Raw genomic sequence first — 25,263 nt, forward strand, 5'->3', positions numbered from 1 at the left:
GACGCCTGATATCCACGCCCTAGAAGGACGTGGTTTTACGGCGCTAGATGATAAATTACATTTGATAAACTATAGGAGGGAGGCTTACTATAGCAGTTTGTTTTTCATACCTATAGATAGACGTGCTATATAAGCTGTATATACGCTAATAGATGCTGCAAGCTTAGGACACCTTAATCATTGGAGAGTATTATAGACCCTTTAGCGACACAACAGACACTTGCGCCTTGGTCTTGGATCGACTTGGCCGGTCTTGGCTTAGTATTCCATATTACTTTGATGGTCGTTATGACGCTGCGTATCGTCACAGTGCAGCGCAATATTGGCGTGTCTATTGCTTGGATTGCTATGCTCTACACGCTGCCTTTAGTCGGCTTTGTCGCCTATCTTTTGTTAGGCGAGCCGATGATTGGGCGGCGTTATCGGCAGCGCGTTGACCAAGCGCAGCTATTGACCAACGATATGGCAGCGCGCGAGCGTTTGGTGTTTGATCAAGGCCAAGATCTATTGTCCGATCATTATCGCGGGGTGAGCTCTATCGGTACGCGAAAGACCGGCTTTGGCGTATTTGCTGGTCATCAAATGCAGCTGCTGACGAGTCCAAGCGCTATTTTTGATCAGCTTATTGCTGATATTCATAATGCTGCTCACACCATTTATATGGAGTTTTATATTATCTACCCGAGAGGCCAAGTGCTTGAAGTACTGCAGGCTTTAATGAGTGCCGCGAGGCGCGGGGTAGAGTGTCACATACTAGCGGATAGTGTTGGTAGTCTAGGGTTTTTTAATCGTAAGCACCAAGAAGCATTAGAAAATGCCGGTGTCTTTGTTTATCAGTCGCTGCCAGTAGGGCTGCTTAAGACCTTGTTTAAGCGCTCAGATTTGCGTAATCATCGCAAGATTATCGTCATCGATGAGTATATAGGCTATACCGGCAGCTTCAATCTGGTTGACCCTAACTATTTTAAACAAGATAAAAACGTCGGCCAGTGGATCGATGTGATGATTCGGAGCACAAGCGTGCAACCGATTAGTATCGCGACGGCTATGAGTAAAGTGGTGGTCACCGATATTGGCGCTGAGAGTCAAGATAATCTCTATGAGCTTGATAAGCGGGTAAATAATTACACGCGTAAGCTCTATGTGATGCATCCTACTATCAACGATCTGAACAGTCGGGTGCAATTGCTTGATGAGCAGGGGCATACGCAAGAGAGTGCCGTGCAGCCATTAGCGGGGACAAACTTGATAGATATTGCGCCTATGCCAACAGTCAATAACGTTATCGCTCAGCTGATCCCATCAGCGCCGCAGCTGACCGGGCATGTCATTTATAATACGCTAGTCACGGTTATCCACCGTGCTAATACGCGCATTCAGATTACTACGCCTTATTTCGTGCCAGACGAAGCCTTATCTGGGGCGCTAACCACAGCTGCAAGGCGCGGCGTCGATGTGACGTTGATTGTGCCAAAGAAAGTAGATTCATTTCTGGTACAGCATGCCTCGCAGGCTTATTATCAAGAGCTGTTAGAGGCGGGCGTGAAGATTGCACGCTTTGAAGGCGGTTTGCTACATACCAAAACCGTGGTCATTGACGATGATTACTGCCTGTTTGGTACAGTGAATATCGATATGCGTAGCTTTTATCTGAATATGGAGGTGACTTTGGCGATTTATACCTCAGAGATGGTGGCGCAAGTTCTGAGCTGCCAAAACGCTTATTTGGAGAATTGTGAGTTTTTGGAGTTGCATTATTGGCAGCAGCGCCCTCGTTCTAAAAGCTTGTTCGATAATGTGATACGCTTGTTTAGTCCCTTATTATAATTTGCATGTTTATTCACCCATAGGATACGTTTCGCTATGTCTGTCAGCTCTGATTCATTTGTAGCCAAGACTTCACTGGATTATATCGCTGAAGGGTACTGGCAGGACTTCTTGGTTCAGCGTCCTATCGCAGGCGGTATCGCTTATGAGGCTGAGCTGCAGGCTTGTAAGTTAGATGAGACGCTAGCGAGTTTGCAGCGCGTGGACACGCTACTATTACAGATACGCCGAGATAATGCTAAAAACGCAGTAACAGAGCAGCACTTATTAGCAGATGATCGCTTTCGCCATCTATTATGGTTCCTTGCGTTTTATGCCGGCCGCATTTTAGCCGGTGAGTGGCAAAGCTTGCCGCATTGGTACAGTCAGTCTGAGCTGCGCCGCCGTTATCCTCAGCTGAGACTATCTGCCGATGATTTTTATCAAGACATGGCAGTAGCTTATCGAGAAGACAGTGCTCAGGTAAACGATGATTTAAATGAGGTAAGCGCTCATGCAGCGGCGTTATTTTTTGCTTTAGAGCCAATCGGTTTGCGCCTATTTGGTCATATTGATAGGCAATTTGTCGCCGCTCAAGGAGGACAGATTGCTAGCGGCCTATATCAAGCGGTCAAAGAGCGCTTGCCTCAAGCGTCTTCGCAAATATCTCAAACATCTCAGTCGGCGAATACCACAGTAGAGACTCAAAGGCTGCCAGCGAATACGGAAAATAACCCAAAATATCAGCAAGATCTAGGACAAGATGAATCAGTGCAGATAAACGCTAAGCTGCCTATTCAGTCTGTCTTACCGTCAACCACAGCGCAGTTAAAGCCAAGGGATAGCGATAACCATCCTAAAATTGCAACCAATAATGAAGTTAATAACCCTGCTCATAAAAGCCCTAATAGCCAGACCGCAAATAATAAAGTTGCTAATAAAAACGCCCAACCGACGCCTGAGATCTTTACTCGTTTGTTAAAAGAGCTGGATGAGATTAAAGTACCGCAAAATGCTGGAAACAAGGAATATGAGCAAGCTTGTCATATACTCGATCAGTTCGAGCGTCATATCGCAAAACAAAACAAACCACGTGCGCAAGTTAAATTCTCTGATACTCATCAAGCCGCCCGTCTGCAGGCATTAGGCTTACTACAAAAGTCAGCTAACGCCGGCCATACTGCCGCTATGCTCCGACTTGCGATGCATGAGCTATTAGGCGAAGGTACCGCTAAGTTAAATATAGATAGCGAGTCTGATAAGGACAAAGCTAGTACAGATCGGGCTAGCATAGATCAGGCGAGTAAGGAGAAGGGTATAAGCTTAGTCAAACAAGCCGCCAACGCCAATGATAGCCGCGCCCAGCGCTTGTTAAGTAAGCTATACTATCAAGGGTTTGGACTGACGCAAGATATAGACATGGGCAGATATTGGCTCGAGCAAGCGGCGGACAATGGTCATCCAGAAGCCATCACCCTGAATAAGGAGTGGCAACAAGCGCAAATGCTGATCGAGACACAAAAACAAGAGCAGCACAGCTTTAAGCGTTATCAATGGCTTATTGGCGCGATAGTGGTAGCGGCGCTTTTATTAATTATATTTGTCTAATGGCTAATTCTCATTGACTAAGGTTTACGGTAAAATTGTCACGCTCATTTTTAGTTTTTCGTCTTGTCTGCTTAAGTTAACGTGTCGGCTGTGTTTGCTGCCGTCTTATCCCTTATTAAACGGGTCTCATGTCATGCCGTCCTCTTATACCCCGCCGTCTTCAACAGATATAGAGACACAGGAGCCTACCGTCGATTTAGTCGAAGTTTACGCTGAGCCGATGAAGCTTGCTATGCGTACTCCGCAAAGCCCGCCTTGGTATTATCGGGTGGCGATTGGTATTCTCAAACCCTTATATCGCCTGCAAGTCTGGCGCCGCTCGCATAAGCGCGACAACTATCAGCAAGAAGTGGCTCAGCGCTTTGGTAAGCAGTATCCGGCGCTCGCAGTTCCATCAACGGCAGATATCTCGACTCAAAAAATAATTTGGTGTCATGCGGTGTCTTTAGGCGAGACCAACACCGCCGCGCCTTTATTAGACGCTTTACTAGCGAAGGGCTACCAGATTTGGTTGACCAATACCACGCAGACGGGCTTTGCGCGTGCCGCTCAGCGTTTTGCTGACGATATCGCGCAAGGACGGCTGACTCATAGTTACGTGCCGGTAGATAGTCCGGCTGTCATTGAAAAGTTTTTAAGTCACGTACAGCCGATGGCGGCTTTGTTTATCGAAACTGAACTTTGGGCCAATATTTTAACCAAACTCTCGATTCAGCAAATTCCTAGTATTTTGGTCAATGGACGCTTATCCGCCTCTTCATTCAAAAGCTATCAAAAGATCGAATCGGTCAGTGCGAGCATGATGCAAAATTTGACGCTGATTATCGCGCAGGACGATGAGTCGGCGAAACGCTTTCGCCAACTTGGCGCATTAAGCTCACAGATACGAGTAGCCGGCTCATTAAAATGGGTGATTAACACGCCAAAACCAGTAGCCACAAATATGCAAGTAGAGCAAGAGTCTACAAATAGTATGACGCTAAAGGGTCTCAATCGGCCGATATGGATAGCAGCAAGTACCCATGCAGGCGAAGAGGGTATTGCGCTGGCATGGCAGCAGCAGTTGCTGTCAGATCCTAAGCTTGCCAATACGCTACTGATTATCGTACCTAGACATCCTGAACGTTTCGCTGAGGTCGCTGAGCTTATCACATCTACCACTCTCGCTATGGCAAGGCGTAGTTTGGATGAGCCTATCACTGAACAGACCCAAGTGTATCTTGCGGATACGATGGGCGAGCTGATGCACTGGTATGAGCAAGCTGATGTGGCTTTGGTCGGCGGCTCGTTGGTAGATATCGGCGGTCATAATCCTGTTGAGCCTGCGAGCGTAGCGACGCCTGTGCTAATGGGCCAATATACGCAGTCTTGTCAGAGTGTGGTGGATAAACTGGCAGAGGTAGGGGCGCTTTATCAGCCTAATAATGAGTTTTATCAAGACCATCAGCAATTGCTCTCTCAAAATTCAAAGAATGATGCTTTGCAAAAGACTAGCAAGAGCCAATCATCAAACACTAGTAAGAGCGCAAACTCATCAGATCAGGTTAAGATGTATAGTCAGTTACAGCTTTGGCTGAGTGATTTATCAGCCGCTAAGCGCGCAGGGCAGGCAGGCGCGCAATTGACAAGTAAGCAACAAGCGGTGCTTACGCAGCAACTTGAGATGATTGAGACGGTCATTAGTCAGTCATTGCAAGGAATATCGGGCAGAGAAGTGCTGTGAACTGTTTACTATTACCCATCGATAACTTCGTAAATGCTGACGCTGCAAGCGCTCAAGCTTATATCAGCGACCCTAAACAAATCGATCATATCCATAAGGTATTAGGCTTGCAGGTAGGCGATAGCTTAAAGATTGGACAATTAGGCGGCAAGCTGGGCAGCGCGATTATCGATGATATGACACCAACTGCCATTCAGCTACGCGAAGTGCAGCTCACCCTTGCACCGCCCGCTAAGTTAGACCTCACCGTTGTTTTAGCACTGCCACGCCCAAAAGTGCTGCGCCGATTAATTATGGATATGACAGCGCTTGGGGTGGCACACATCATCTTAATAAACAGCTATCGCAGCCAAAAAAGCTACTGGCAAAGCCCAATGCTTGGCCGTTTTGACGAGTTTGTACTCGAAGGACTACAACAATCCGTTGATACTATCGCGCCGTCCATCACCTTAGAGAAACGCTTTAAACCTTTTGTAGAAGACAAGCTACCGCGTTTGCTCACAGACATAGATGGACAGGCGATCGTTGCTCATCCTTATGGTGCGTTATCGCTGTCAACATATTTACAGCGAGCGTCTATTGCTAGCGGATCAGCTAATAATAGTGGCTTGCCTACTGATAGCTTACCTAAGATAGTTTTTATCGGTAGCGAGGGCGGCTGGATCGACTATGAGATTGAGCTACTAGCTGCACAAGGCTGTCAAGCGCTTACTATAGGCTCAAGAATATTGCGTACTGAAGCGGCAGTCAACGTCATTGTCGGGCAGTGGCTGTTACCTCATTAACAAACCTTGCAACATCAAGCACATTATAGCTTCTGCTCTTATGAGCGAGTCGCATAAAGTTATTGATAATTAATATCATTTCTATTAGTATGTATTTGCTCGTTTTAATCCGTTTATCTCGTTATTTATAACCCCCTATCGATGTTCTTTTATTTATAATCCAGCTTTGGAGAAAGCCATGTCGTTACAAGCGCTTAATGATTCAGTTGCGGTAAGTCAGCCCATAAAGACCACGTTATCTGTGGCTATGTTTAGTATGATGTTAGGTTTGGTCGGTTGTAATCAAAGCCAGACACCTGAACAGACGGCTGAAGGCGAGGCATCAACAACTGAAACTGAAGCGGCAACGGCCAATAGCGATCAGTCGGTGACGATTTATTCATCGCGTAATGAGCAGCTGATTAAGCCGTTATTAGATCGCTATACCGAAGAGACTGGCGTTGAGATTGAGCTGGTAACTGATAAAACAGGCCCACTGATGGCGCGCCTACAAGCAGAAGGCGATAACACCCCAGCTGATATGCTATTAACCGTTGATGCCGGTAACTTATGGCAAGCAGGAGAGCAGGGCTTATTGCAGCCGATAGCATCAGAAACTCTAAATGCTAACGTTCCGGCGAAGTACCGTGATCCAGCGGGTAATTGGACAGGTCTGTCGCTACGCGCTCGTACTATCTTTTATGACCCTAACAAAGTCGATGCCGAGGAGCTATCGACGTATGCTGATCTGGCTGATCCAAAGTGGAAAGGCAAGCTATGCTTGCGCACTTCAAAAAAGGTCTATAACCAGTCACTAGTCGCTAGTATGATTGAGCACTTGGGCCCTGAAAGAACTGAAGAGGTGATTCGCGGCTGGGTAGATAATCTAGCCACTGATGTGTTCAGCGATGATACGAGTATGCTAGAAGCTATTGCGGCTGGTCAGTGTGAAGTGGGTATCGCTAACAGCTACTACTATGGCCGCATCCTTGATGAAAACCCTGATTTTCCAGTAGAGATATTTTGGGCCAATCAAGACACAACTGGCACCCATGTCAACATCTCTGGCGCGGGCGTAGTTGCGGCAGCAGACAATCCAGATGGCGCGCTTAAATTGATGGAGTGGTTGTCGTCTGATGAAGCGCAAGGTATCTATGCCAGCTCCGATAAAGAGTATCCAGTAAAACAGGGCGTTGATGAGTCAGAGATGCTCAGATCTTGGGGCAGCTTTAAAGAAGATGATATCAATGTTCAAAAATTTGGCTCGCTACAAACTCAAGCGATTCAAATGATGGACAAAGCAGGCTATAAGTAAGGCTTGTTCATTAGCGTCGCTATAGAGGGTAGAAGATGGTAGTAATATGGTAACGATACCAAAAGCGTCCGAACATGCAGACGATATAGGGGCTCCAGACCTTATCGTCGTTAAGGATCGCACCCTTCTTAAACGTGTTTTATCGAAATCAGTCTTAGGACTGATTTCGTTGTTTATGCTGATACCGATTTTGATCGTCCTACTGTCTTGGACACAGCCGATGGCTGATATCTGGCCACATATGGGCGAGTATGTGCTGCCGCAAGTATTAAAAAATACCGCTATCTTATTAGCGATGGTGACGGTCATCTCGGGTAGCGTGGGTACTTCGCTGGCTTGGGTTACGAGTATGTACCGCTTCCCAGGTCAGCGGTTTTTTTCTTGGGCTCTGATGTTGCCGCTTGCAATACCCGCCTATGTTTTCGCCTTTGTCACTGTCGGTATGGTTGATTTTAGTGGGCCTTTGCAGACGAGCTTGCGAGAGCTGGGCGTGACCACTGCTATTCCCTCAGTGCGCAACGTTTGGGGCGCAGGCTTTATTTTATCGCTTGCTTTTTATCCTTATGTTTACTTATTAGCGCGGCAAGCTTTTTTGTCGCAAGGTCACCGCGCGATCGAAGCGGGGCAGATGCTTGGGCTCAGTCGTAGCCGCGTGTTTTTTCGTTTGGCGCTGCCGCAAGCACTGCCTTGGATTATTGGTGGACTTTTACTTGCCAGCATGGAGACGCTAGCGGATTTTGGTGCGGTATCAGTATTTAATGTCGATACCTTTACCACTGCTATCTATAAGGCTTGGTTTGGCTTTTTTAGCCTGACTACTGCCGCGCAATTGGCGGCTTTACTTATTGGCGTAGTGTTTATCGTGGTGATATTTGAGCAGTATTGGCAGGCACGTCGCGGCTCGATAACCGCGCAAAGCAGTAATAAGCGCCTGACGAGTAACGCAGCAGCTAAATGGGGCATGACGCTGCTTTGTAGTCTGGTATTTTTATTGGCATTTCTAGTACCGTTTTTGCAGCTACTGTATTGGACGGCGATGAACTACCGGCAAGACTTTGATGCGCGCTATATCGATTTTGTCACCAACAGTCTGCTTATTGCGAGCATGACCACAGTGCTGATTGCCTTTCTCGCTATTATTATTGCTTGGATTAAGCGTCAGTATGCCGATAAGAGCACGAAATTGATGACCACGCTTGCTAATTTGGGCTATGTGGTACCAGGCACCGTGCTGGCAGTTGGCGTGTTTATTCCTATTGCTTGGTTGGACAATCAGCTGATCGCTTTTGGTATTACCACCAAGCAAGTATTATCAGGTAGCGTCATTGTGATGCTATTAGCACTCTCAACACGTTTTATGACGGTGAGCTTTCAGCCGATCGATCGGCAATTACAGCGACTGACGGTCAATCAAGAAGCCGCCGCTGAACTGTTAAGCAGTAGTCCGTTCCAGCGCTGGCGACAAGTGGTGCTGCCGGTACTTAGTCCGGGAGTGCTGACGGCTTTGCTAATGGGCTTTGTGGAGGTGATGAAAGAGATGCCAATCACCCTAATGACGCGTCGGCAAGGCTGGGATACGCTGGCGGTACGAGTGTTTGAAATGACAAGCGAAGGCATGTGGGCGAGAGCGGCGCTACCGAGTTTGCTGATTGTGTTGGTGGGGCTAATACCTGTATGGATATTACTACGCCAAAGTGAAAAGCATAGCTAATCTGCATAAATGGTAATCGTTCATAATTAACATGTTAGTATGAGCACTTTTAGATTTTTCCTTTAATTTTGTCACCTTTAAATAGCAGCGAGCACCTCTAATATTGAGTATCCCTAATATTTATTATCGCCCGTCTCATTTATTTATCGCTTACGAGAACCTTCTATGTATACCAACTTGACTAATGATACTTTAGATACCGAGGAGAGCTATGCAAAACAGCCTTCTTCTAAAGACCGTCAATCCCTTACAAAAGGTCTAGATCCAAAGCTTATCAAAGCCAAAGCTAGGCTAGAAGTGAGCAAAAAATCATCTGTGCTCCCGGTATCAGCGTTACCGCAAAAAGGCCAAACTATACAAAATACGCAAACGCTTGGTGAAGCGGATACGGGTAGTGATAGCAGCAGTGAGCAGAGCGACGAGCAACGTAACTACCGTGACCCGCGCGCCTCAAAGAGCGATACTGAGCCTTTTTTAAAAGTAGAAAACTTAATCGTGGGCTACGATGATGTGACTATTGTCAATGGCTTGTCATTGAGCCTGCAACAAGGTGAGATCGGTTGTTTTTTGGGGTATAGCGGCTGCGGAAAAACCACAGCGCTGCGAGCTATTGCTGGGCTTGAGCCTACCCGCCAAGGCAAAATTGAGCTCAATCATCAGCGTCTAACCGAACAAGATAACCGCCATTCCTTTGCGGTGGCTCCTGCCAAGCGCGGTATGGGTATGGTGTTTCAAGACTATGCGCTATTTGGTCATCTCAGCGTCGCCAAAAACATTGGATTTGGTCTTAATAAATGGTCTAGCGCTGATAAAAAAGCGCGCGTGGCGCAGATGTTAGAGCTGGTGGGACTGAGCGAGCACGCTGATAAACGTCCCGCTGAGCTATCGGGTGGTCAGCAGCAGCGCGTGGCGTTAGCTCGAGCACTGGCTCCTAAGCCAAAGTTACTATTACTTGATGAGCCTTTTTCTAACCTTGATGTGGTGCTGCGCGAATCATTAGCGATGAGCGTGCGTGATATTCTAAAACGCACCAATACTACTGCTATTTTAGTGACTCATGACCAAAACGAAGCGTTTGCGCTCGCAGATAAAGTCGGGGTTATGCATCAAGGCAAGCTGGTACAGTGGGCAACGCCAAGCGAGCTGTACCACGAGCCGGTTAGTCCTTTTGTCGCTGAGTTCGTCGGCGAGGGCGCGATGATAGATGGTATTATCAAAGAAGGTCATGTCGAGACGGCGCTTGGCGATATCTATCGGCGCATGGAGGTGTACGATGCCTCAGGGCAGCCGCAATACTGCGAGTATGACTATCCTAATGGCACGCCCATTAAGGTGCTTGTGCGTCCTGATGATATCATTCATGATGATGATAGCCCGCAAACTGCATTAGTCGTTGGACGAGTGTTTCGCGGTGCTAACTATCTGTATCGGCTGCAATTAGACAGTGGTCAGACGGTATTGTCGTTAGTCGCGAGCCACCATAACCACGCAGTTGGTAGCCATATCGGTATCTTGCCGTTACTTGAGCATGTGGTGGTGTTCGATGAAAAAGACGTCAATGCCACCACGTGGTCAGAGTACGATAGATTACATTGAGCGCGCTTAAACAGGAGTAAACATATCAGTCAATATCAGCCGTTCGCAGTCGCTAAGATATGCAAGTAGCGTCCTAGCCATTTGTACGGTTCTAACTGAGAATAGCGTAGCTCCATTTTTATCACTGCTTCAGGGTCGTTATGACCGCCGCGCTTAAGCGGCGCGTAATCATGAAAGACACGTAGCCCGCTCTCAAGCACTACTTTATAATGATGTTGTTGTAGCCACGCTTCTACCTCTTGTCTGGCGACCGGATGATTGGGCGTTAGGCTTTTTTTATTGTCGGCGGCATAGTTGCCTTCAAGCTGTCTATCTAGCAGATTAAAATTACCCATAATTAGGTTGCGATAATCGAAGCTCGCTGGATTATAAAAGCAGAGTGATAATGCGCCTTGAGGGCGTAGCTGAGTATCAAAAAATCTCATTACCTCAGCCGGCTTGGCCAGCCATTCGAGCAGCGCGTGACAAAGGATGAGATCAAACTTACTATCGCTGTTTTCTGCAGTACTGTCTGTAGCAAGCTTGGATGCAAGCTCCTGATAAGGGCAAACCAGCCAACTGATATCTAGCTTGGTTTTGGTGTCTGTCTCAAGGGCGGCAGCATGAGTTTGCGCTTTGTCTAACATAGCGGCAGAGATATCATTGATGACAAGCGTGTGACCTTGCGCTGACAGTTCTATAGCGATTTGCGCTAAGCCGGCTCCGACATCTAATATGCGCAGCGGACGTCCTAAGTTTTGACTTTGTGTCTCCACATACTCAAAAATATCTCGGCGCAATACCGCAAGCCGAATCGCTCCTTTTAAACCGCTGTAGACCTTTTTTTCAAAATGATCAGCAATCGGCTCAAAGCTACGATCGGTACGTGTCGCTCTCTGCTGGTTTTGTGAGTTATCTCTTTTGCTGTCTGTCATAAATTGATTTTCTTTATTATTAAATTGACTACCGCTGCGTAGTTATGTTTAGTTTACTTTTATTAGAGCTTTATTTTGTACTTTAGCGGCGGCGTTTGAGCACCCATTTAAAGACGAGTTTAGATAATATGATAATAACGAAGACGACAATGACAAAGACCCAAATACCAGTGCCTTGTAAGTGTTGTTGATAGGCTTGAGCAAGGTATGCAGATAAGCCCATCGCGACTAATAGCGAACCCCAACGTACAAAAGGTAGTGCGCGATTATTATGATCAGGAAAGTACTGGGCATAATCACTAGAGAAGCTATAGAGCACCATTGCCAAAATCCAAACAATAGCTAAAACGATATCCATAAAATATTGACCTATAAGATAATAGTTTGAGGGTTAATCTTTAACAGACCCTAGGCAAAACCAGTAGTCAGTTTAGCGATTAAGAATATTTTGTCTATGATTATATTAGAATGAACTATATTAGAATGAACGATATTAGAGTGCTTAAAGCTCAAGAACTTGTACAAGAGCCGGAATTATCAACTTCTCAGTATCTTTTTCTAACCTTTTACGGTATAAACAGTAAGGTGTATGCATTATAGATTATTAATCACTAAAGCTGTTTTTGATAAAGTGGCTATTGCGCTGTATTAATATTCTAAAATTAACATTAAAACCCTGTCACTCAATGCTAAGGATAGCGAATATGACCATTCCCCATGCCAATCTGTCTAAAATCCCAACGATGTCGCGCTGTCTATTATCGGTAGCTGTCGCCAGTAGCTTACTACTAACGGCTTGCGGCGATGATGATAATGATTTTAATGCGCCAATATCAACAGAATCTCCAACTACTTCAGAGTTTATAAATGCCTTTAGCAAAGATCAAATAGATACTCTTATTGGCGATACTGCTGACACTCCTGATGCTGAGTGCGGCGTCACCATTGAAAAGGTCAGCTATCCGACTGTTGGCGCTGCAGGCGAGCGTACCAATGCGACCGCAGCGCTGATGCTACCAAGTGGTGATAGTGCTGACTGTCAAGGTGATCGACCCATTTTGCTCTATGCGCATGGTACCACGACGGACAAAAACTACGATTTTGCTCAAGTCGGTAATACGCAAAATTCAGCAGTGGGTGAAGCGACTTTAATCGCGGCAAACTTTGCTGCACAAGGGTATATCGTTGTCGCACCCAACTACGCCGGTTATGATGAGTCAGATCTCGATTATCACCCTTATCTCGTCGCTGAGCAGCAGTCTACTGATATGATCGATGCATTAGAGAGTGCACGCGATATCATTGATGATGAACAAGACAATAATAACGCGAATTACACTGGTATTGAGGATTCTGGCAAACTGTATATCAGTGGGTACTCACAAGGTGGTCACGTGGCTATGGCCACAGCTAGAGCGTTAGAGCAAGATGGCGAAACAGTCACTGCTATAGCGCCATTATCTGGCCCTTACGCATTAGCTGCCTTTGGTGACTTTATATTCAGAGGTAATGTTAATATCGGTGCCACTCGTTTTGCGCCTTTGTTAGCGATTGGTTTACAGAAAAAATATAATATTTATCAAAACCCTAGTGAGATATTTACTAGCAACTACGCTAATACTAAGTTGCCAAACATATTGAGTTTTGGTGAGCTTGTAACAGCCAATAAACTACCTGAATTTGCATTGTTTGAAAGAACTCCTAGCAATCCAACCTTAGTTTCTCTACCTCCATCTAACCTGCCCTTTGCGCCGTTAGGATTTGATGATACAAACTATCTTATCAATACTGATTTTCGAGCTGCATTCATAGAGGATTCGAAAGCCAATCCCGATGGTTTGATACCAACAGTTATGAATAGCGGTAAGACGGCTGCCAATCCACAAAACCCACTACGTAAGGCTTTAAAAGACAACGATCTACGTAGTTATAGACCAAATATGCCAACATTATTGTGCGGCGGCAATCAGGATCCAACGGTATTTTATGATCTAAATACTGGGGCGGTAAATGGCTTATTGCGCGCAGCAAATCTTCTTGATCCAAGCGCAAAAAATATCAACGTTACGATATTAGATGTCGATGCAACTAACGAAGATAACAGACCAAACCAGCCTTCTTTGGTTATGATAGGTAAAGCTTCGATGAATGCTTGGGACATACAAGCAGTTACCAATGATGTGCAAAGTAGATTTGCTACTAAAGTGCAGTCAGTTCAGACTACCGCATACACTGAAGCTTATACGGAAACGTATACAAAAGCACTTCAAGAGGGTAAAAGCCAAACTGAAGCCAATGCATTGGCGGTTGAGTCAGCAACACGCGCAGCAGGTGCAGCATTCTTAGGCGATTATCATGGTGGTCTAGTCAGCACCGCTTGTACTCAAGCGACGCGTGAGTTCTTTGATCAAGATTTTAGCGCCTCTCAAGTGGTTCCAAGATAGTCTTAAACTGATAATCTGAAGATACTAGCGTCATCCAAAAAACTGCATCCGAAAAGGTGCAGTTTTTTTGTTGATAAAGCAGCTATAAATATAGAAAAACAGACGGGTTATTAGAGTAATATTACTAGCGTTTTGTCAAGTGCAAATAAAGCCCGCTAATCAGCTGTTTTGCTTGATTTTATTGGTATATAGATACCCCTAAGCTTGCAGATTTGTGCTAAAATAGTCCTCTTTATTTACTACTAAAACGATCATCATTTTCCCAAGATTTTTCACGCTTTATGGTGTTGCTTTACTGGCTAATTCTTTGATGGTTATCAAAGCCAGCTTAGTGTGGTGAGCGATCTATAAAGCCTGCAAAATTAATAAAGTGGATATGAGTGAAGGAGTGTATATGAGCGAGTCGGTCAGTCCTATTGGCATTGTAGATGAATTAAAACAGTCCTACTTAGATTATGCGATGAGTGTGATTGTCTCGCGTGCACTACCTGATGTCCGTGATGGCTTCAAGCCGGTGCATCGCCGCGTTATGTATGCTATGCATGTGCTCTCTAACGACTACAACAAGCCTTATAAAAAGTCAGCGCGTGTCGTCGGTGACGTCATCGGTAAATACCATCCGCATGGCGACATCGCGGTCTATGATGCGATCGTACGTATGGCGCAGGGCTTTAGTTTGCGTTACCCGATGGTGGATGGTCAAGGTAACTTTGGCTCAATCGATGATGATCCACCGGCGGCGATGCGTTATACCGAAGTACGCATGACCAAGCTGACCCATCAGATGCTTGGCGACTTGGATAAAGATACCGTCGATTGGGAAGACAACTACGATGGCTCTGAGCGTATGCCAAGCGTATTGCCTGCGCGCGTGCCCAACCTTTTGGTCAATGGCACAACCGGTATTGCGGTCGGTATGGCGACCAATATGGCACCGCATAACTTAACCGAAGTGATCAATGCTTGCTTGGCTTACGCTGAGAACCCGCAAATCTCGGGTGAAGAGCTGATGACGCATATATCAGGTCCTGATTTCCCGACGGGCGGTATCATCTATGGCCGCGCTGGTATTCAAGACGCTTATCGCACGGGCAAAGGCCGCTTACACGTACGTGGTCGCTATCATATTGAGCCGATGAGTACTACCGGTGTCAACCGTGATCGCGAGCGCATTGTGTTCACTGAAGTGCCATATCAGGCCAATAAAGCCAAGCTGATTGAGCGTATCGCAGAGCTGGTTCGTGATAAAAAGATTGACGGTATCACTGAGATACGCGATGAGTCTGATAAAGACGGTATGCGTATCGCTATCGACTTGCGCCGCGGTGAGACCGCTGAAGTCATCGTTAATAATTTATTTTTGCAGACGCCGCTTGAGACCAGTTTTAGTATCAATATGGTGGCGCTTGATAACGGTCAGCCCAAGCTATTAACCTTGCGTCAACTGATTGCTGCCTTTGTGCGCCATCGTCAAGAAGTGGTGACGCGCCGTACTATATATGAGCTTAACAAAGCCCGGGTTCGTGGACATCTACTCGAAGGTTTGACGGTAGCGCTCGCTAATATCGATGATATTATCGCCACGATAAAAGCATCTGCTAGCCGCGGTGAAGCGCGTGAGAGCTTACTTGGTAATACTTGGGGCTCAGGTAGTGTCGTCGCTATGCTAAAGGCCGCCGGTAGCCAATCGGTACGTCCTGAGTATATCGAAGGCGAAGACCCTAAAGCGCCATTCGGGCTTATCGATGATACGACTAAAGGCGAGCAAAGTTATCGCTTATCACTTGAGCAGGTCAATGCGATTTTAGAGATGCAGTTGCATCGCTTGACTGGCCTTGAGCAAGACAAACTGACTGAAGAATACCAAGACTTGTTACGTGAGATTGCTAACCTAGAAGCTATCTTAGGGGATTTTGATAAGCTGATGACTATTATCTCTAATGAGATGATTGAGATTCGAGACAACTTCGGTGATGAGCGCCGTACTGATATTATCGATTCGCGCAGTGACTTTAGCCGCGAAGACTTAATCCCAGAGCAGACGGTGGTGATGACCGTTTCGCGCACCGGCTATGCCAAGACTCAGCCTATCGATGATTATGTCGCACAAAAACGCGGCGGTAAAGGTAAGTCAGCGACGGCGATGAAAGAAGACGATGTTATCGATCATCTGCTTGTCACGTCTACTCATGCGACCGTATTGTGCTTCACAGATACTGGCCGCGTCTTTAGCTTACGTGGCTTTGAAGTACCGATTGCCAGTCGCGGTTCGCGCGGTCGTCCTTTGGTGAACTTAATTGGGCTCAGTGCTGATGAGTCAGTGACGACGATACTGCCTATTCCAAAGATGGTAGAAGAGTCCTCCGCTACAAGTGAGCTGACTGTAAACGAGACAGACGATGACTCGTTAGAAGGCAGCACGACTGCTGAGCCGCCTTTTGTGTTCTTTGCAACGGCGAATGGTACGGTGAAGCGGGTAGAGCTCAAGCAGTTTGCCAATATTCGCTCTAATGGCTTGATTGCTGTAAGCTTAGAGGAAGGTGATAAGCTTGTGAGCGCGCGTATCACTAGCGGTAGTCAAGAGGTGATGCTATTTGCTTCAAGCGGTAAAGCTATCCGTTTTGATGAAAACGATGCTCGCGCTATGGGCCGTACCGCTAAAGGTGTGCGCGGTATGCGTCTAAAAGATGATGAGTTTATTAAATCTTTAGTCGTTATCGAAGATGACGTCCGCGAGATTTTGATTGCTTGTGAAAACGGCTTTGGTAAGCGTACTTTCATTGAAGAGTTCAATACCCAAAATCGCGGCGGCGGCGGGGTTATCGCTATCAAAACCAGTGAGCGTAATGGCGCTTTGGTACGCGCAACTAAGGTCGATCCAGAAGATGACATTATCTTAATATCTGATAAAGGTACTTTAGTGCGTACGCCAGTCGAGCACGTCGCAAGTGCTGGTCGTAACACGCAGGGCGTAACCTTGATTCGTCTGTCTAAAGATGAGACGCTAGTCGCTATGGCAAGGGTCGAGCACGAAGAGGACGATAATGAGCTGATTGAAGCCATGCGTGAGGATGGTACCTTTGGCGCTGAAGCTCAGGAGCAGGCAGATATCGATACCACTACCGCAAGCGGCGCAAACGATGATATCAGTGATACTGTCGATATCGCTAATGACTATGACTTAAAAACTGGCGTCGATGGAGATAGCTAAGTTAAGGGCGAGAGTTAAGTCGCCAATCTAAACAGGGTCATTCTGGTTTTCACATTTCACATAGAACCTCTAACGTTATCGTTAGAGGTTTTTAACTTTCTTATTTGTATTTTTAATACTCTTTAATTCGATGTTCTAAAGCGTTAAGTCATCGCTTTAATAAGGACGGTAAATCTAAAAGGCTGTTGTTATGCTAACTAACAATCAAACTTTTCAAGGAACGGTAGCTGGCGCGTCTGCGAGTTTTTTATTCTCGCTATTATTCTTATTTGGTTTATTGATGCAACCTTTAACGGGCACGCAAGTAGCGTCATGGCGGGTCATCATGATGCTGATCAGCCTAACAATATTGGTCAGCTTAACGAAGCAGTGGCAGCATGTTTTTGATTATCTAAAGACCATAAAAACCCCAAAAGAGTGGTTGATATTTATTTTACCGACGCCGATTTTGGGCGGTCAGATTTGGCTATTTATGTGGGGGCCGGTCAATGGCTTAGGGCTCGATGTCACTTTGGGCTATTTTTTACTGCCATTAGTGATGATTATGGTAGGACGATTTTTTTATAAAGAATATATGAGCGCTCTACAGTGGCTAGCTGCGCTAATAGCGGCGCTCGGCGTTGCGTATGATGTTTATCAATACGGTACGATATCTTGGGCGACTTTATTTGTCTGTTTAGGATACCCGCCTTACTTTTTGATGCGCCGCAAGCTAGCTGTGCCACCGATTACTGGTCTATTATCAGATCTAACTTTACTATTACCGGTGGTGCTTTTTGCGTTGTATAGCAGTGGCGGTTTTGGTACAGCGCTCAGCGATAACAAGTTTTGGTATTTACTGCCATTATTAGGAATATTTAGCGCGCTTGCGATGTCGCTAACGATGGTGGCGAGTAGTAAGTTGCCGGTGTCACTGTTTGGAACGCTGAGCTATTTAGAGCCGATTTTCTTATTTATATTTTCTATTACGATTTTGAGTCAAGGGCTTCATGAGGGCGGCTCATTATTTATGTATAGTATGATTATAGTGGCTTTAACGATTATGATTATAGACAGCGCTAGAGGTTATCTATATCGTCGCCGCGAGGATCGCTTGCATGGCTATAATGAGCCATTGGTGCATAGTTTTCCTTCGCGTCAACGTCTCAAAAATCGCCGTATCGAGGGAATATTAGCGGCTAGGCGTTTTCGTAAAATTAACCGCTATCAACGAAAAATAGCGAAAATGACGCGTAAGATTGAGAAGTTAAATACAAAATAAGCCAACGCTTTCGAGCGCACTCTGTATTTATAGATAGACCCTAATGCGGCAAAATTTTGACCGGTTAGATATTATTTTTGGTAACTGTAATGGGCTTTGCTGGTATTAATGGCGGTTTGACTGAGATATGATGATATTAAAGTAGCAAAATCTTAAAGTATTGATTTTTATATTTATCACTCACTATTTATCAGCTAGCCCAATTTATCAAAATATTATTAGGAGAATTTATGTTGCATCTTCATCATTTAGAAAACTCGCGCTCTTTTCGTATTTTATGGTTATTAGAGGAGTTGGGGGCTGATTATCAGCTGACTTGTTATAATCGTACCAAAGCCTACCGTGCCCCTGATAGTCTAAAAGAGGTGCACCCGCTAGGTCATGCGCCTATATTAGAAGCGGATGGACGGACGCTGATAGAGTCAGGCTTTATTATCGAATATCTACTCAAGCACTATGACAAGGAGCAGCAGTTTAAGCCTAGTGACGATAACGAAGCGGCTTGGGAGAATTATACCTTTTGGCTACACTTTGCAGAAGCGTCAGTCATGCCGCCGTTAGTGATGCGTTTGGTATTTACCAAAGTAGTGCAGCAATCGCCGATGCTCATCAAACCGGTCAGCAAAAAGATTCAAGCACAAATCGAAAAGAACATGGTCAAATCAAGCTTAGATCCGATATTTGCGATGATGGAGAAGCACTTAGAAGACAATCAGTGGTTTGCGGGTGCTGAATTCAGTGCGGCAGATATTCAGATGCATCTAGCAGTGTTAGGGGCCAATGCGGGTGAAGGTTTAAATAGAAAAAAATATGCCAACATCTTAAACTGGCTTAAACGCAGTGAAGAGCGTCCGGCCTTTAAACGTAGTGAAGAGAAGGGCGGTCGTCTTAACTTCTAAGCGGTTAAACTCGTAAAATAGATTTTTAGGTAGAAGCCAAAAGCGTGTCATTCAATTCGTTGATGATGCGCTTTTTGGTTATAATGGCTAGCGAATACAATTAAACGCTTCAAAAAGGTAGGATAATGAAAGAGCTAAATAAAGTAACTGACGAGCCTTTTGAGGAAGAAATCATCGAGCAACAACCGATCTCGCTCAAGTCTTGGGGCCAAAAGCTCCTTGTCGCGCTGCTTTGCATTGCTAGTTTTTATGGTGGCTGGAAGTCATATGAGTCTAATATGGCAAACGAGTGTTATGCTAGTGGCGGACAAATAATTGAAGGAAAGCGCACTTTTATCTGTGAGCTTCCCTAGTTTTTTGGACTCTAAGGAGTAAGCAGCGAGCTATGCTACAACTGACCTTTTTGGGCACTTCGGCAGGCGTACCAACTAAACAGCGTAATGTCACCGCGCTCGCTATCGAATGCCTAAATCCTTATTTATCTAGTCAAAACCAATCCCGCAAAAAATTACGACCTTGGCTACTTATCGATTGCGGCGAGGGCACGCAGCAGCAACTGCTTCAGACTAAGCTGTCTTTGCATCAGCTGACGGTTATCTGTATCACGCACGTGCATGGCGACCACTGTTATGGCCTGCCAGGTTTGCTTGCAAGTGCCGCAATGTCAGGACGCACTGCGCCCTTAACCATTATTGCGCCAAAAGCCATTCACGACTTTCTTGACGCGGTAAAATCAACTACTGAGCTACACTTTCCTTTTGCGATCGACTTTATAGCGATAGAAGAGGTTCTGTCTGATGATGGAGCTAAAATCTCTCTGGCTTTAGACAATCAGCAACAGCTCGAGATTGATATCACGAAACTGTCGCACCGGGTGGCTTCGCATGCTTTTGGGGTGACGCAAACGATTCATCAGCGGGTGCTAAATACAGATAAGCTCAAAGCAGCAGGTATTCCCGCTAGCCCTTTATGGGGTCAGTTACAGCAAGGCCATGATGTCATTTTAGAAGACGGACGACAGTTGGCATCAGCTGATTATGTCCATAATAATCAGCGGCGCACACGAATAGTGGTGGCAGGGGATAACGACAGTCCAGAGCTATTAAGTGCCGCTGTCAAAAACACGGATCTACTCGTCCACGAAGCGACTTATACTAATGCGGTAAAAGTACGTATTTTAGCCAAAAACTCTGGCAATATGGGCAACGCAGGCTTCGATCCCATGCACAGTAGCGCTCAGCAAGTGGCACAATTTGCAAAGGATAGCGGTCTACAACATTTAATCTTGACCCATTTTAGCGCCCGTTATCAAAACTTTGATAAGCCTAATAGCACTACTGCTAATATGAGTCATATTCGTTTAGAAGCGCAAAGGTATTATCAAAATCAGTTATGGTTAGCTGAGGACTTTGCGCAATATACGGTCGAAGGCGAACCAATTACTACTAACAAAGGTAGTGAGCACACTGCCAAATCCAGCGTTCAGTATTTAGGTTCAGTGCTTGATAGAGACTAATCTTTATTCAGAACGAGGTAGTGTAGGCTGTGGCTTTAGCCCAGCATTGGCTTTAGCTCAGCATTGTAACTTTGTAAGGTCTCTTAAAGAAATTCTATTTAAAGAATTTCTCTTGCGAAACTAAAGTTGCAGTGCAATTTTTCAACGTTTCTCAGGGCTAAAGCCACAGCCTACGCAAATAAAGTAAGACTATAAGAATGCGTTTATAAAAGTAGCTTTTCCATTCCATGTTAACTTTAGCTAAGATTAAAATTATTTTACTCTATTAAGGGTCACTATCAGCCGCAGCCAATTGCGCTTTGCCGCTAAAGTAGCGACTAAACTGATAAGCAACTCGCCCTGATCGGCCGCCGCGCTCTGATGCCCAGCGTAAAGCCGCGGCTCTGATATCGTCAGCTAGAGGCGGCTCTTCTTTGCCAATCGTAGTCGTTTTAGCCTCACTATGATTTTCTGAATGAGTTTCTAAAGCACCCGATATTTTCGCTTGCTCTAATTGCAGATAATGCTGCACAATTTGAAGGTAAGTATGTTGATCCATCGGATGAAAGGATAACCAAAGACCAAAACGATCCGATAAAGACACGGTCTCATCTATAGTCTCATAAGGGTTAACCTCATCGGTCTGTCCATCATAAATACTAATATTATCCTTCATCAATTGCGGTAATAGATGGCGGCGGTTACTGGTTGCATATACTAAAAGCTTGTCCTGCTCAGAGTCAAGCGCGCCATCAAGCACGCTTTTCAGCGCCCGATAACTCTCATCTTGCCCGTTAAAGGCCAAATCATCACAGTACACGACATAGCGGCACTGAGTGTCAGCAGGCAGTGCATTGATAGCAGCGCGAATTTTATCGAGCACTTGTAGATCATCACGGGCAATCTCGATAATGCGTAACCCTTCGCTATGATATTCTTGCAGTAGAGCGCGTATTAGCGATGATTTACCTGCGCCGCGAGTTCCGGTCATCAGTACGTGATTGGCCGGAAAGCCTTTTAAGAATTGACGCGTGTTTTGAACCAGTTTTGTTTTTTGGGTCTCAATACCTTGTAAGTCATCTAAGCTTAAAAACAGATTTACTGCTAAGGGTTCAAGATGACCACTGCGACCACCGACCCAGCGATAAGCCAATTGTTCGGGGTCGATTTGAATGGTTGGCGTGACGCGCTCTTGTAAGTATTGCTCTAGCAATGTCAGTAACGGTGCGGGTAGGGCGTAGTGATCGTTCGGCTTGGATTCGGACATATCTATTCTAATCGTTTGGGTTAAATTTAATGCAGATAATATAGTCAGTTCACTATGAAAATGTTATGGCAAGGCTGCTATGAATTATTGCAGCCTTGTCTGCGTAGGCACGGCACGCCAGAAAATTTTATCAGTCTTGCTGGTCAATCAAACGCATAACACTTTTAATCAGGTCTACTATAGCCACATAAGGGCTTTACTTTACTATGAAAGATGAAGAAAGTCATGGGTCAAAAAAACAAGAGCTGCAACTGCAAGCTGATAAGCTCTTACCTACGATAACTCATACGCTTATGCAACTAGGCTATCTTAATATCGTGCATCAACGGCTGAGCCAACCAAACGACACTGCAAAAACCTATCAAGGCTTAAGCCGCGCTATTCACGCTCAGTTTGGTCAGGTGATGATAAAATGGCAACTGAGCCCTGATAGCTCTTTAGATGCAGCATCATTGAATCATGAAATAAAGGTGCTGAAAGTAGTAAACCGTTTGCAAAGTAGCAATAAAGCCGCTCAAAAAAACACTACCGCGCCGCCCGTTCTTGCTTACGGCACTTTGCGCTTAAATATACTTGGACAAGAGCAGTCATTCACTTGGCTAGCTATACCTTATTACACGCAAGGCAGTTTGGCGCAACATCTCAAGCAGCCACTAACCCTTGCACAAAAGCACTTAATTATCGTCAAAGCGGCAGCGCTTATAAAGTCTCTACATGATAAAGAGTGGCTGCATAACGATATTAAGCCTAGTAATATTTTAATGGATAAAGAGCAGAACTTACTATTAACGGACTTTGCTTTAGCGAGGCCAATTGCAAATAGTTCTAAAAACAAGCTACAAGTTAAAAACAGCGCGGGTACGCCAGCTTATCTTGCGCCAGAGCTATGGCAAGGGCAGAGCAGTACGGTGCAAAGTGATATCTATGCGTTTGGGATTATGATGTATGAGGTTTTGGCGGGCGACAGGCCTTATGCTATTGAGTCGTCAACTACGCAGCCATGGCGAGACTGGGCGATTCAGCATTGTCAGCAGCCGATACCTAATTTGCCTTTTCAATATAGTCATTATCAAGATATTTTGGATAAGGCTTTGGCGAAACGAACCAGTGAGAGATATCTAAGCATGAAAGCAGTTTTGAAGGACTTACAATTATAAAATAAACGTACAAACACAAAAAAGCCTGCTAAAAAGCAGGCTTTGATATTTGGTCTAAGATGTACTAACCGAAAATGGTGGGGCTGGAGAGACTCGAACTCTCACACCTTGCGGCGCCAGAACCTAAATCTGGTGCGTCTACCAATTCCGCCACAGCCCCATTATCGTCACTCTATCATCGTCAGCGCTTAAATTCAAACGTCTAACAGACAGATAACTGATTCGGTAGTGCGTCTCAGTGGTTGGCTATTATATAGAGTTTCGCAGTTTTGGCAACCCCTTTTTGCAAATTAATTTAATTTTTTTGCAGATTAAATGAAAATCTGTACTCCTTTTATAGGAAAAGCAAGCTAATCAAAGACTTGGCTACTCCTCTGTAGTAGGCTTGCTCGACGATACATCAAGCAATGTTAGCTTGCGTGTCAACGTATTACGGCCCCAACCCAATAGCTGAGCCGCAGCTAGCTTGCGCCCGCCGCTATGGCTAAGCGCTTCTCTCAACAGTACACGCTCAAACTCTGGGGTCGCTAACTGTAGGATGTCCGTTTCACCCGCTTGCAAAGACTGTTTAGCCCAGTCTGCTAGCGCTTGCTGCCAACTTATCGAAGTTTCAGTAATCGCTGTAGAAGTATGCGAATGGATAGGCAAGGTACTATTCGAGGTTTGCGCGGATGGAATTGCTTGAGTAGCAAGAGCGGCCTGAGCGTTATTATTACTTAATGAGTCCGCAGCATTATCGGCAAGCAGTTCAGGAGGCAGATCTTGGGTAAGCACCGTATCCCCAGCCGCCATCACTGTCAGCCAAAGACAAACGTTCTCTAACTGGCGTACATTACCGCGCCAGTCAAAGGATTGCATACTACGCAGAGCATCAGGACTTAACTGTTTGACGGCGGTGTTCATCTGCTTGCCTGCTTGCTGCATAAAATGACTGGCTAAGGCCGGGATGTCTTCTCGGCGGGCTCGCAAAGGCGGCAGCGGTAGACGGATGACGTTGAGGCGATAAAATAAGTCTTCGCGAAATTTGCCTTGCTGGACGAGCTGCTCTAGGTTTTGATGGGTGGCAGCGATGATACGCACATCAACTTTAACAGGCTGCTGACCACCGACCCGATAAAACTCGCCATTCGCGAGCACACGCAGTAGCCGCGTTTGCGTACTAAACGGCATATCACCGATTTCATCTAAGAACAGCGTACCGCCATCAGCTTGCTCAAAGCGGCCTTGGCGCTGCGTCGTCGCGCCAGTAAAAGCGCCTTTTTCATGGCCAAATAGTTCAGACTCAATTAAGTCATGCGGAATCGCTGCCATATTTAGCGCGATAAAGGAATGCTTGGCGCGCGGCGAGTGCTGATGTAGGGCGCTTGCCACTAGCTCTTTACCTGTACCTGACTCACCGGTGATCAGTACAGTAATCGGCGAATGAGCCAAACGGCCAATCGCGCGAAACACGGTCTGCATGGCTTGCGACTGCCCGATAATACCACTCGGATTGGTGTTATCGCTTGGTGTAGAGGCAGGCTTCTTAACATCGCTAGCAGTTTTAGTATTTTGCTGGTTGTCTGCATTCTGAGTAGAGTCTGATGCTATAGGTTCTTTATTTATCGCCGTGCGGCTTTGATCCATTAAGCGGTCTTGATGAGTGTCACTATCTGGCTGATGATTGAGCGCTTTATAAATGATCGCGACAGCCTCATCCAAATCGAAGGGCTTGGCTAGATAATCAAACGCGCCTGCCTGATAGCTATTGATGGCTGACGTCAGATCGGAATGTGCAGTCATAATGACGATAGGCAGTTCAGGGAAGTGCTTATGCACCCAATCGCTGAATGACAGGCCATCCATCATCGGCATACGAATGTCAGTCAAGATAACATCAGGGAGCTGCGATGCAGGCTCGCGCTTTTGTAAAATATCATTGAGGCGCGTCCAGGCCGCTTGCGCTTGTGTAAAGCTAATCACCGTCAGATCAGCTTCGGTAAAAGTGTCGGCCAATACCAAGCGTAGTGCGGCATCGTCATCGATAAGCCATAGAGTAGCAAGAGTGGTCATAGTGTTATTAACTCATCGTTATTGTCATTATTAGCAGTAG

Annotated in this window: 18 protein-coding genes and 1 tRNA gene; 14 read left to right on the forward strand and 5 right to left on the reverse strand. The window is 45.7% G+C overall.

All coding sequences use genetic code 11. The features are described from left to right. The first annotated feature begins 180 nt into the window (after window positions 1–180). The 7 genes from I3248_RS05195 to I3248_RS05225 all read left to right on the forward strand — a co-directional run bounded on the left by I3248_RS05195 (window position 181) and on the right by I3248_RS05225 (window position 10,523). Window positions 181–1,827, forward strand: coding sequence for a cardiolipin synthase (locus tag I3248_RS05195; RefSeq protein ID WP_238062796.1), 1,647 nt, complete (start codon window positions 181–183; stop codon window positions 1,825–1,827). Window positions 1,828–1,863: 36 nt separating this feature from the next. Beyond that, window positions 1,864–3,414, forward strand: a complete 1,551-nt coding sequence (locus I3248_RS05200) for a sel1 repeat family protein (protein WP_238062797.1) — start codon at window positions 1,864–1,866, stop codon at window positions 3,412–3,414. A gap of 133 nt (window positions 3,415–3,547) precedes the next feature. Next, window positions 3,548–5,137 (forward strand): 3-deoxy-D-manno-octulosonic acid transferase, encoded by a 1,590-nt coding sequence (locus tag I3248_RS05205; protein ID WP_238062799.1) that lies wholly within the window; start codon window positions 3,548–3,550, stop codon window positions 5,135–5,137. Beyond that, window positions 5,134–5,922: a 16S rRNA (uracil(1498)-N(3))-methyltransferase gene (locus tag I3248_RS05210; protein WP_238062800.1), complete on the forward strand. Its 789-nt coding sequence runs from the start codon at window positions 5,134–5,136 to the stop codon at window positions 5,920–5,922. Before I3248_RS05205 ends, I3248_RS05210 begins: the two co-directional genes overlap by 4 nt. 178 nt (window positions 5,923–6,100) lie before the next feature. Continuing rightward, window positions 6,101–7,216 carry an extracellular solute-binding protein gene (locus I3248_RS05215; protein WP_238062801.1) on the forward strand — a complete coding sequence of 372 codons (1,116 nt, stop codon included), beginning with the start codon at window positions 6,101–6,103 and terminating at the stop codon, window positions 7,214–7,216. A 46-nt stretch (window positions 7,217–7,262) separates the two neighbouring features. Next, on the forward strand, window positions 7,263–8,927 hold the full coding sequence (locus tag I3248_RS05220; protein ID WP_201603502.1) for an iron ABC transporter permease: 1,665 nt from the start codon (window positions 7,263–7,265) through the stop codon (window positions 8,925–8,927). 165 nt (window positions 8,928–9,092) lie between these two features. Then, window positions 9,093–10,523: an ABC transporter ATP-binding protein gene (locus I3248_RS05225; protein WP_238062802.1), complete on the forward strand. Its 1,431-nt coding sequence runs from the start codon at window positions 9,093–9,095 to the stop codon at window positions 10,521–10,523. Between the two features lie 35 nt (window positions 10,524–10,558). Here the strand turns inward: I3248_RS05225 and I3248_RS05230 are convergent, their stop codons facing one another. Together I3248_RS05230 and I3248_RS05235 are read right to left on the reverse strand one after the other, a co-directional pair. Next, entirely contained in the window at window positions 10,559–11,437 is an 879-nt protein-coding gene (locus I3248_RS05230; RefSeq protein WP_238062803.1) for a methyltransferase domain-containing protein, read from the reverse strand. An 82-nt stretch (window positions 11,438–11,519) separates the two neighbouring features. Further along, a complete protein-coding gene (locus I3248_RS05235) occupies window positions 11,520–11,795 on the reverse strand; it encodes a hypothetical protein (RefSeq protein WP_025647099.1) in 276 nt (91 codons plus the stop codon). A gap of 346 nt (window positions 11,796–12,141) precedes the next feature. Here I3248_RS05235 and I3248_RS05240 point away from each other — a divergent pair, with 346 nt between their 5' ends. From I3248_RS05240 to I3248_RS05265, 6 genes are all read left to right on the forward strand, one after another. Further along, window positions 12,142–13,881 carry an alpha/beta fold hydrolase gene (locus I3248_RS05240; RefSeq protein ID WP_238062804.1) on the forward strand — a complete coding sequence of 580 codons (1,740 nt, stop codon included), beginning with the start codon at window positions 12,142–12,144 and terminating at the stop codon, window positions 13,879–13,881. 394 nt (window positions 13,882–14,275) lie between these two features. Continuing rightward, entirely contained in the window at window positions 14,276–17,092 is a 2,817-nt protein-coding gene (gene gyrA, locus I3248_RS05245) for a DNA gyrase subunit A (protein WP_238062805.1), read from the forward strand. A 190-nt stretch (window positions 17,093–17,282) separates the two neighbouring features. Next, window positions 17,283–18,353: an EamA family transporter RarD gene (gene rarD / locus I3248_RS05250; RefSeq protein ID WP_238062806.1), complete on the forward strand. Its 1,071-nt coding sequence runs from the start codon at window positions 17,283–17,285 to the stop codon at window positions 18,351–18,353. Window positions 18,354–18,583: 230 nt separating this feature from the next. Beyond that, window positions 18,584–19,252, forward strand: a complete 669-nt coding sequence (locus I3248_RS05255; RefSeq protein WP_201603507.1) for a glutathione S-transferase — start codon at window positions 18,584–18,586, stop codon at window positions 19,250–19,252. A gap of 125 nt (window positions 19,253–19,377) precedes the next feature. Next, a complete protein-coding gene (locus I3248_RS05260) occupies window positions 19,378–19,605 on the forward strand; it encodes a hypothetical protein (protein ID WP_238062807.1) in 228 nt (75 codons plus the stop codon). Window positions 19,606–19,637: 32 nt separating this feature from the next. Next, window positions 19,638–20,768 carry an MBL fold metallo-hydrolase gene (locus tag I3248_RS05265; protein ID WP_238062808.1) on the forward strand — a complete coding sequence of 377 codons (1,131 nt, stop codon included), beginning with the start codon at window positions 19,638–19,640 and terminating at the stop codon, window positions 20,766–20,768. A gap of 265 nt (window positions 20,769–21,033) precedes the next feature. On the opposite strand, the gene I3248_RS05270 is transcribed toward I3248_RS05265, so the two are convergent. After that, window positions 21,034–22,014, reverse strand: a complete 981-nt coding sequence (locus tag I3248_RS05270) for an ATP-binding protein (RefSeq protein ID WP_238062809.1) — start codon at window positions 22,012–22,014, stop codon at window positions 21,034–21,036. A 206-nt stretch (window positions 22,015–22,220) separates the two neighbouring features. On the opposite strand from I3248_RS05270, the gene I3248_RS05275 reads away from it, so the two are divergent. Then, a complete protein-coding gene (locus tag I3248_RS05275; RefSeq protein WP_238062811.1) occupies window positions 22,221–23,171 on the forward strand; it encodes a serine/threonine-protein kinase in 951 nt (316 codons plus the stop codon). 75 nt (window positions 23,172–23,246) lie between these two features. Here the strand turns inward: I3248_RS05275 and I3248_RS05280 are convergent. Further along, a tRNA-Leu gene (locus I3248_RS05280) sits at window positions 23,247–23,331 on the reverse strand. 206 nt (window positions 23,332–23,537) lie between these two features. Then, a complete protein-coding gene (locus I3248_RS05285) occupies window positions 23,538–25,223 on the reverse strand; it encodes a sigma 54-interacting transcriptional regulator (RefSeq protein ID WP_238062812.1) in 1,686 nt (561 codons plus the stop codon). Window positions 25,224–25,263 lie beyond the last annotated feature (40 nt).

The sequence above is a fragment of the Psychrobacter sp. Ps3 genome (assembly GCF_022129275.1).
GTDB classification, from domain to species: domain Bacteria; phylum Pseudomonadota; class Gammaproteobacteria; order Pseudomonadales; family Moraxellaceae; genus Psychrobacter; species Psychrobacter submarinus.

Excerpts from the sequence above, each read along its gene's own strand:
- I3248_RS05200 (WP_238062797.1), top strand. The coding sequence starts at position 1,864 with ATGTCTGTCAGCTCTGATTCATTTGTAGCCAAGACTTCACTGGATTAT.
- I3248_RS05205 (WP_238062799.1), top strand. The coding sequence starts at position 3,548 with ATGCCGTCCTCTTATACCCCGCCGTCTTCAACAGATATAGAGACACAG.
- I3248_RS05215 (WP_238062801.1), top strand. The coding sequence starts at position 6,101 with ATGTCGTTACAAGCGCTTAATGATTCAGTTGCGGTAAGTCAGCCCATA.
- I3248_RS05220 (WP_201603502.1), top strand. The coding sequence starts at position 7,263 with ATGGTAACGATACCAAAAGCGTCCGAACATGCAGACGATATAGGGGCT.
- I3248_RS05225 (WP_238062802.1), top strand. The coding sequence starts at position 9,093 with ATGTATACCAACTTGACTAATGATACTTTAGATACCGAGGAGAGCTAT.
- I3248_RS05230 (WP_238062803.1), bottom strand. The coding sequence starts at position 11,437 with ATGACAGACAGCAAAAGAGATAACTCACAAAACCAGCAGAGAGCGACA.
- I3248_RS05235 (WP_025647099.1), bottom strand. The coding sequence starts at position 11,795 with ATGGATATCGTTTTAGCTATTGTTTGGATTTTGGCAATGGTGCTCTAT.
- I3248_RS05240 (WP_238062804.1), top strand. The coding sequence starts at position 12,142 with ATGACCATTCCCCATGCCAATCTGTCTAAAATCCCAACGATGTCGCGC.
- gyrA (WP_238062805.1), top strand. The coding sequence starts at position 14,276 with ATGAGCGAGTCGGTCAGTCCTATTGGCATTGTAGATGAATTAAAACAG.
- rarD (WP_238062806.1), top strand. The coding sequence starts at position 17,283 with ATGCTAACTAACAATCAAACTTTTCAAGGAACGGTAGCTGGCGCGTCT.
- I3248_RS05255 (WP_201603507.1), top strand. The coding sequence starts at position 18,584 with ATGTTGCATCTTCATCATTTAGAAAACTCGCGCTCTTTTCGTATTTTA.
- I3248_RS05260 (WP_238062807.1), top strand. The coding sequence starts at position 19,378 with ATGAAAGAGCTAAATAAAGTAACTGACGAGCCTTTTGAGGAAGAAATC.
- I3248_RS05265 (WP_238062808.1), top strand. The coding sequence starts at position 19,638 with ATGCTACAACTGACCTTTTTGGGCACTTCGGCAGGCGTACCAACTAAA.
- I3248_RS05270 (WP_238062809.1), bottom strand. The coding sequence starts at position 22,014 with ATGTCCGAATCCAAGCCGAACGATCACTACGCCCTACCCGCACCGTTA.
- I3248_RS05275 (WP_238062811.1), top strand. The coding sequence starts at position 22,221 with ATGAAAGATGAAGAAAGTCATGGGTCAAAAAAACAAGAGCTGCAACTG.
- I3248_RS05285 (WP_238062812.1), bottom strand. The coding sequence starts at position 25,223 with ATGACCACTCTTGCTACTCTATGGCTTATCGATGACGATGCCGCACTA.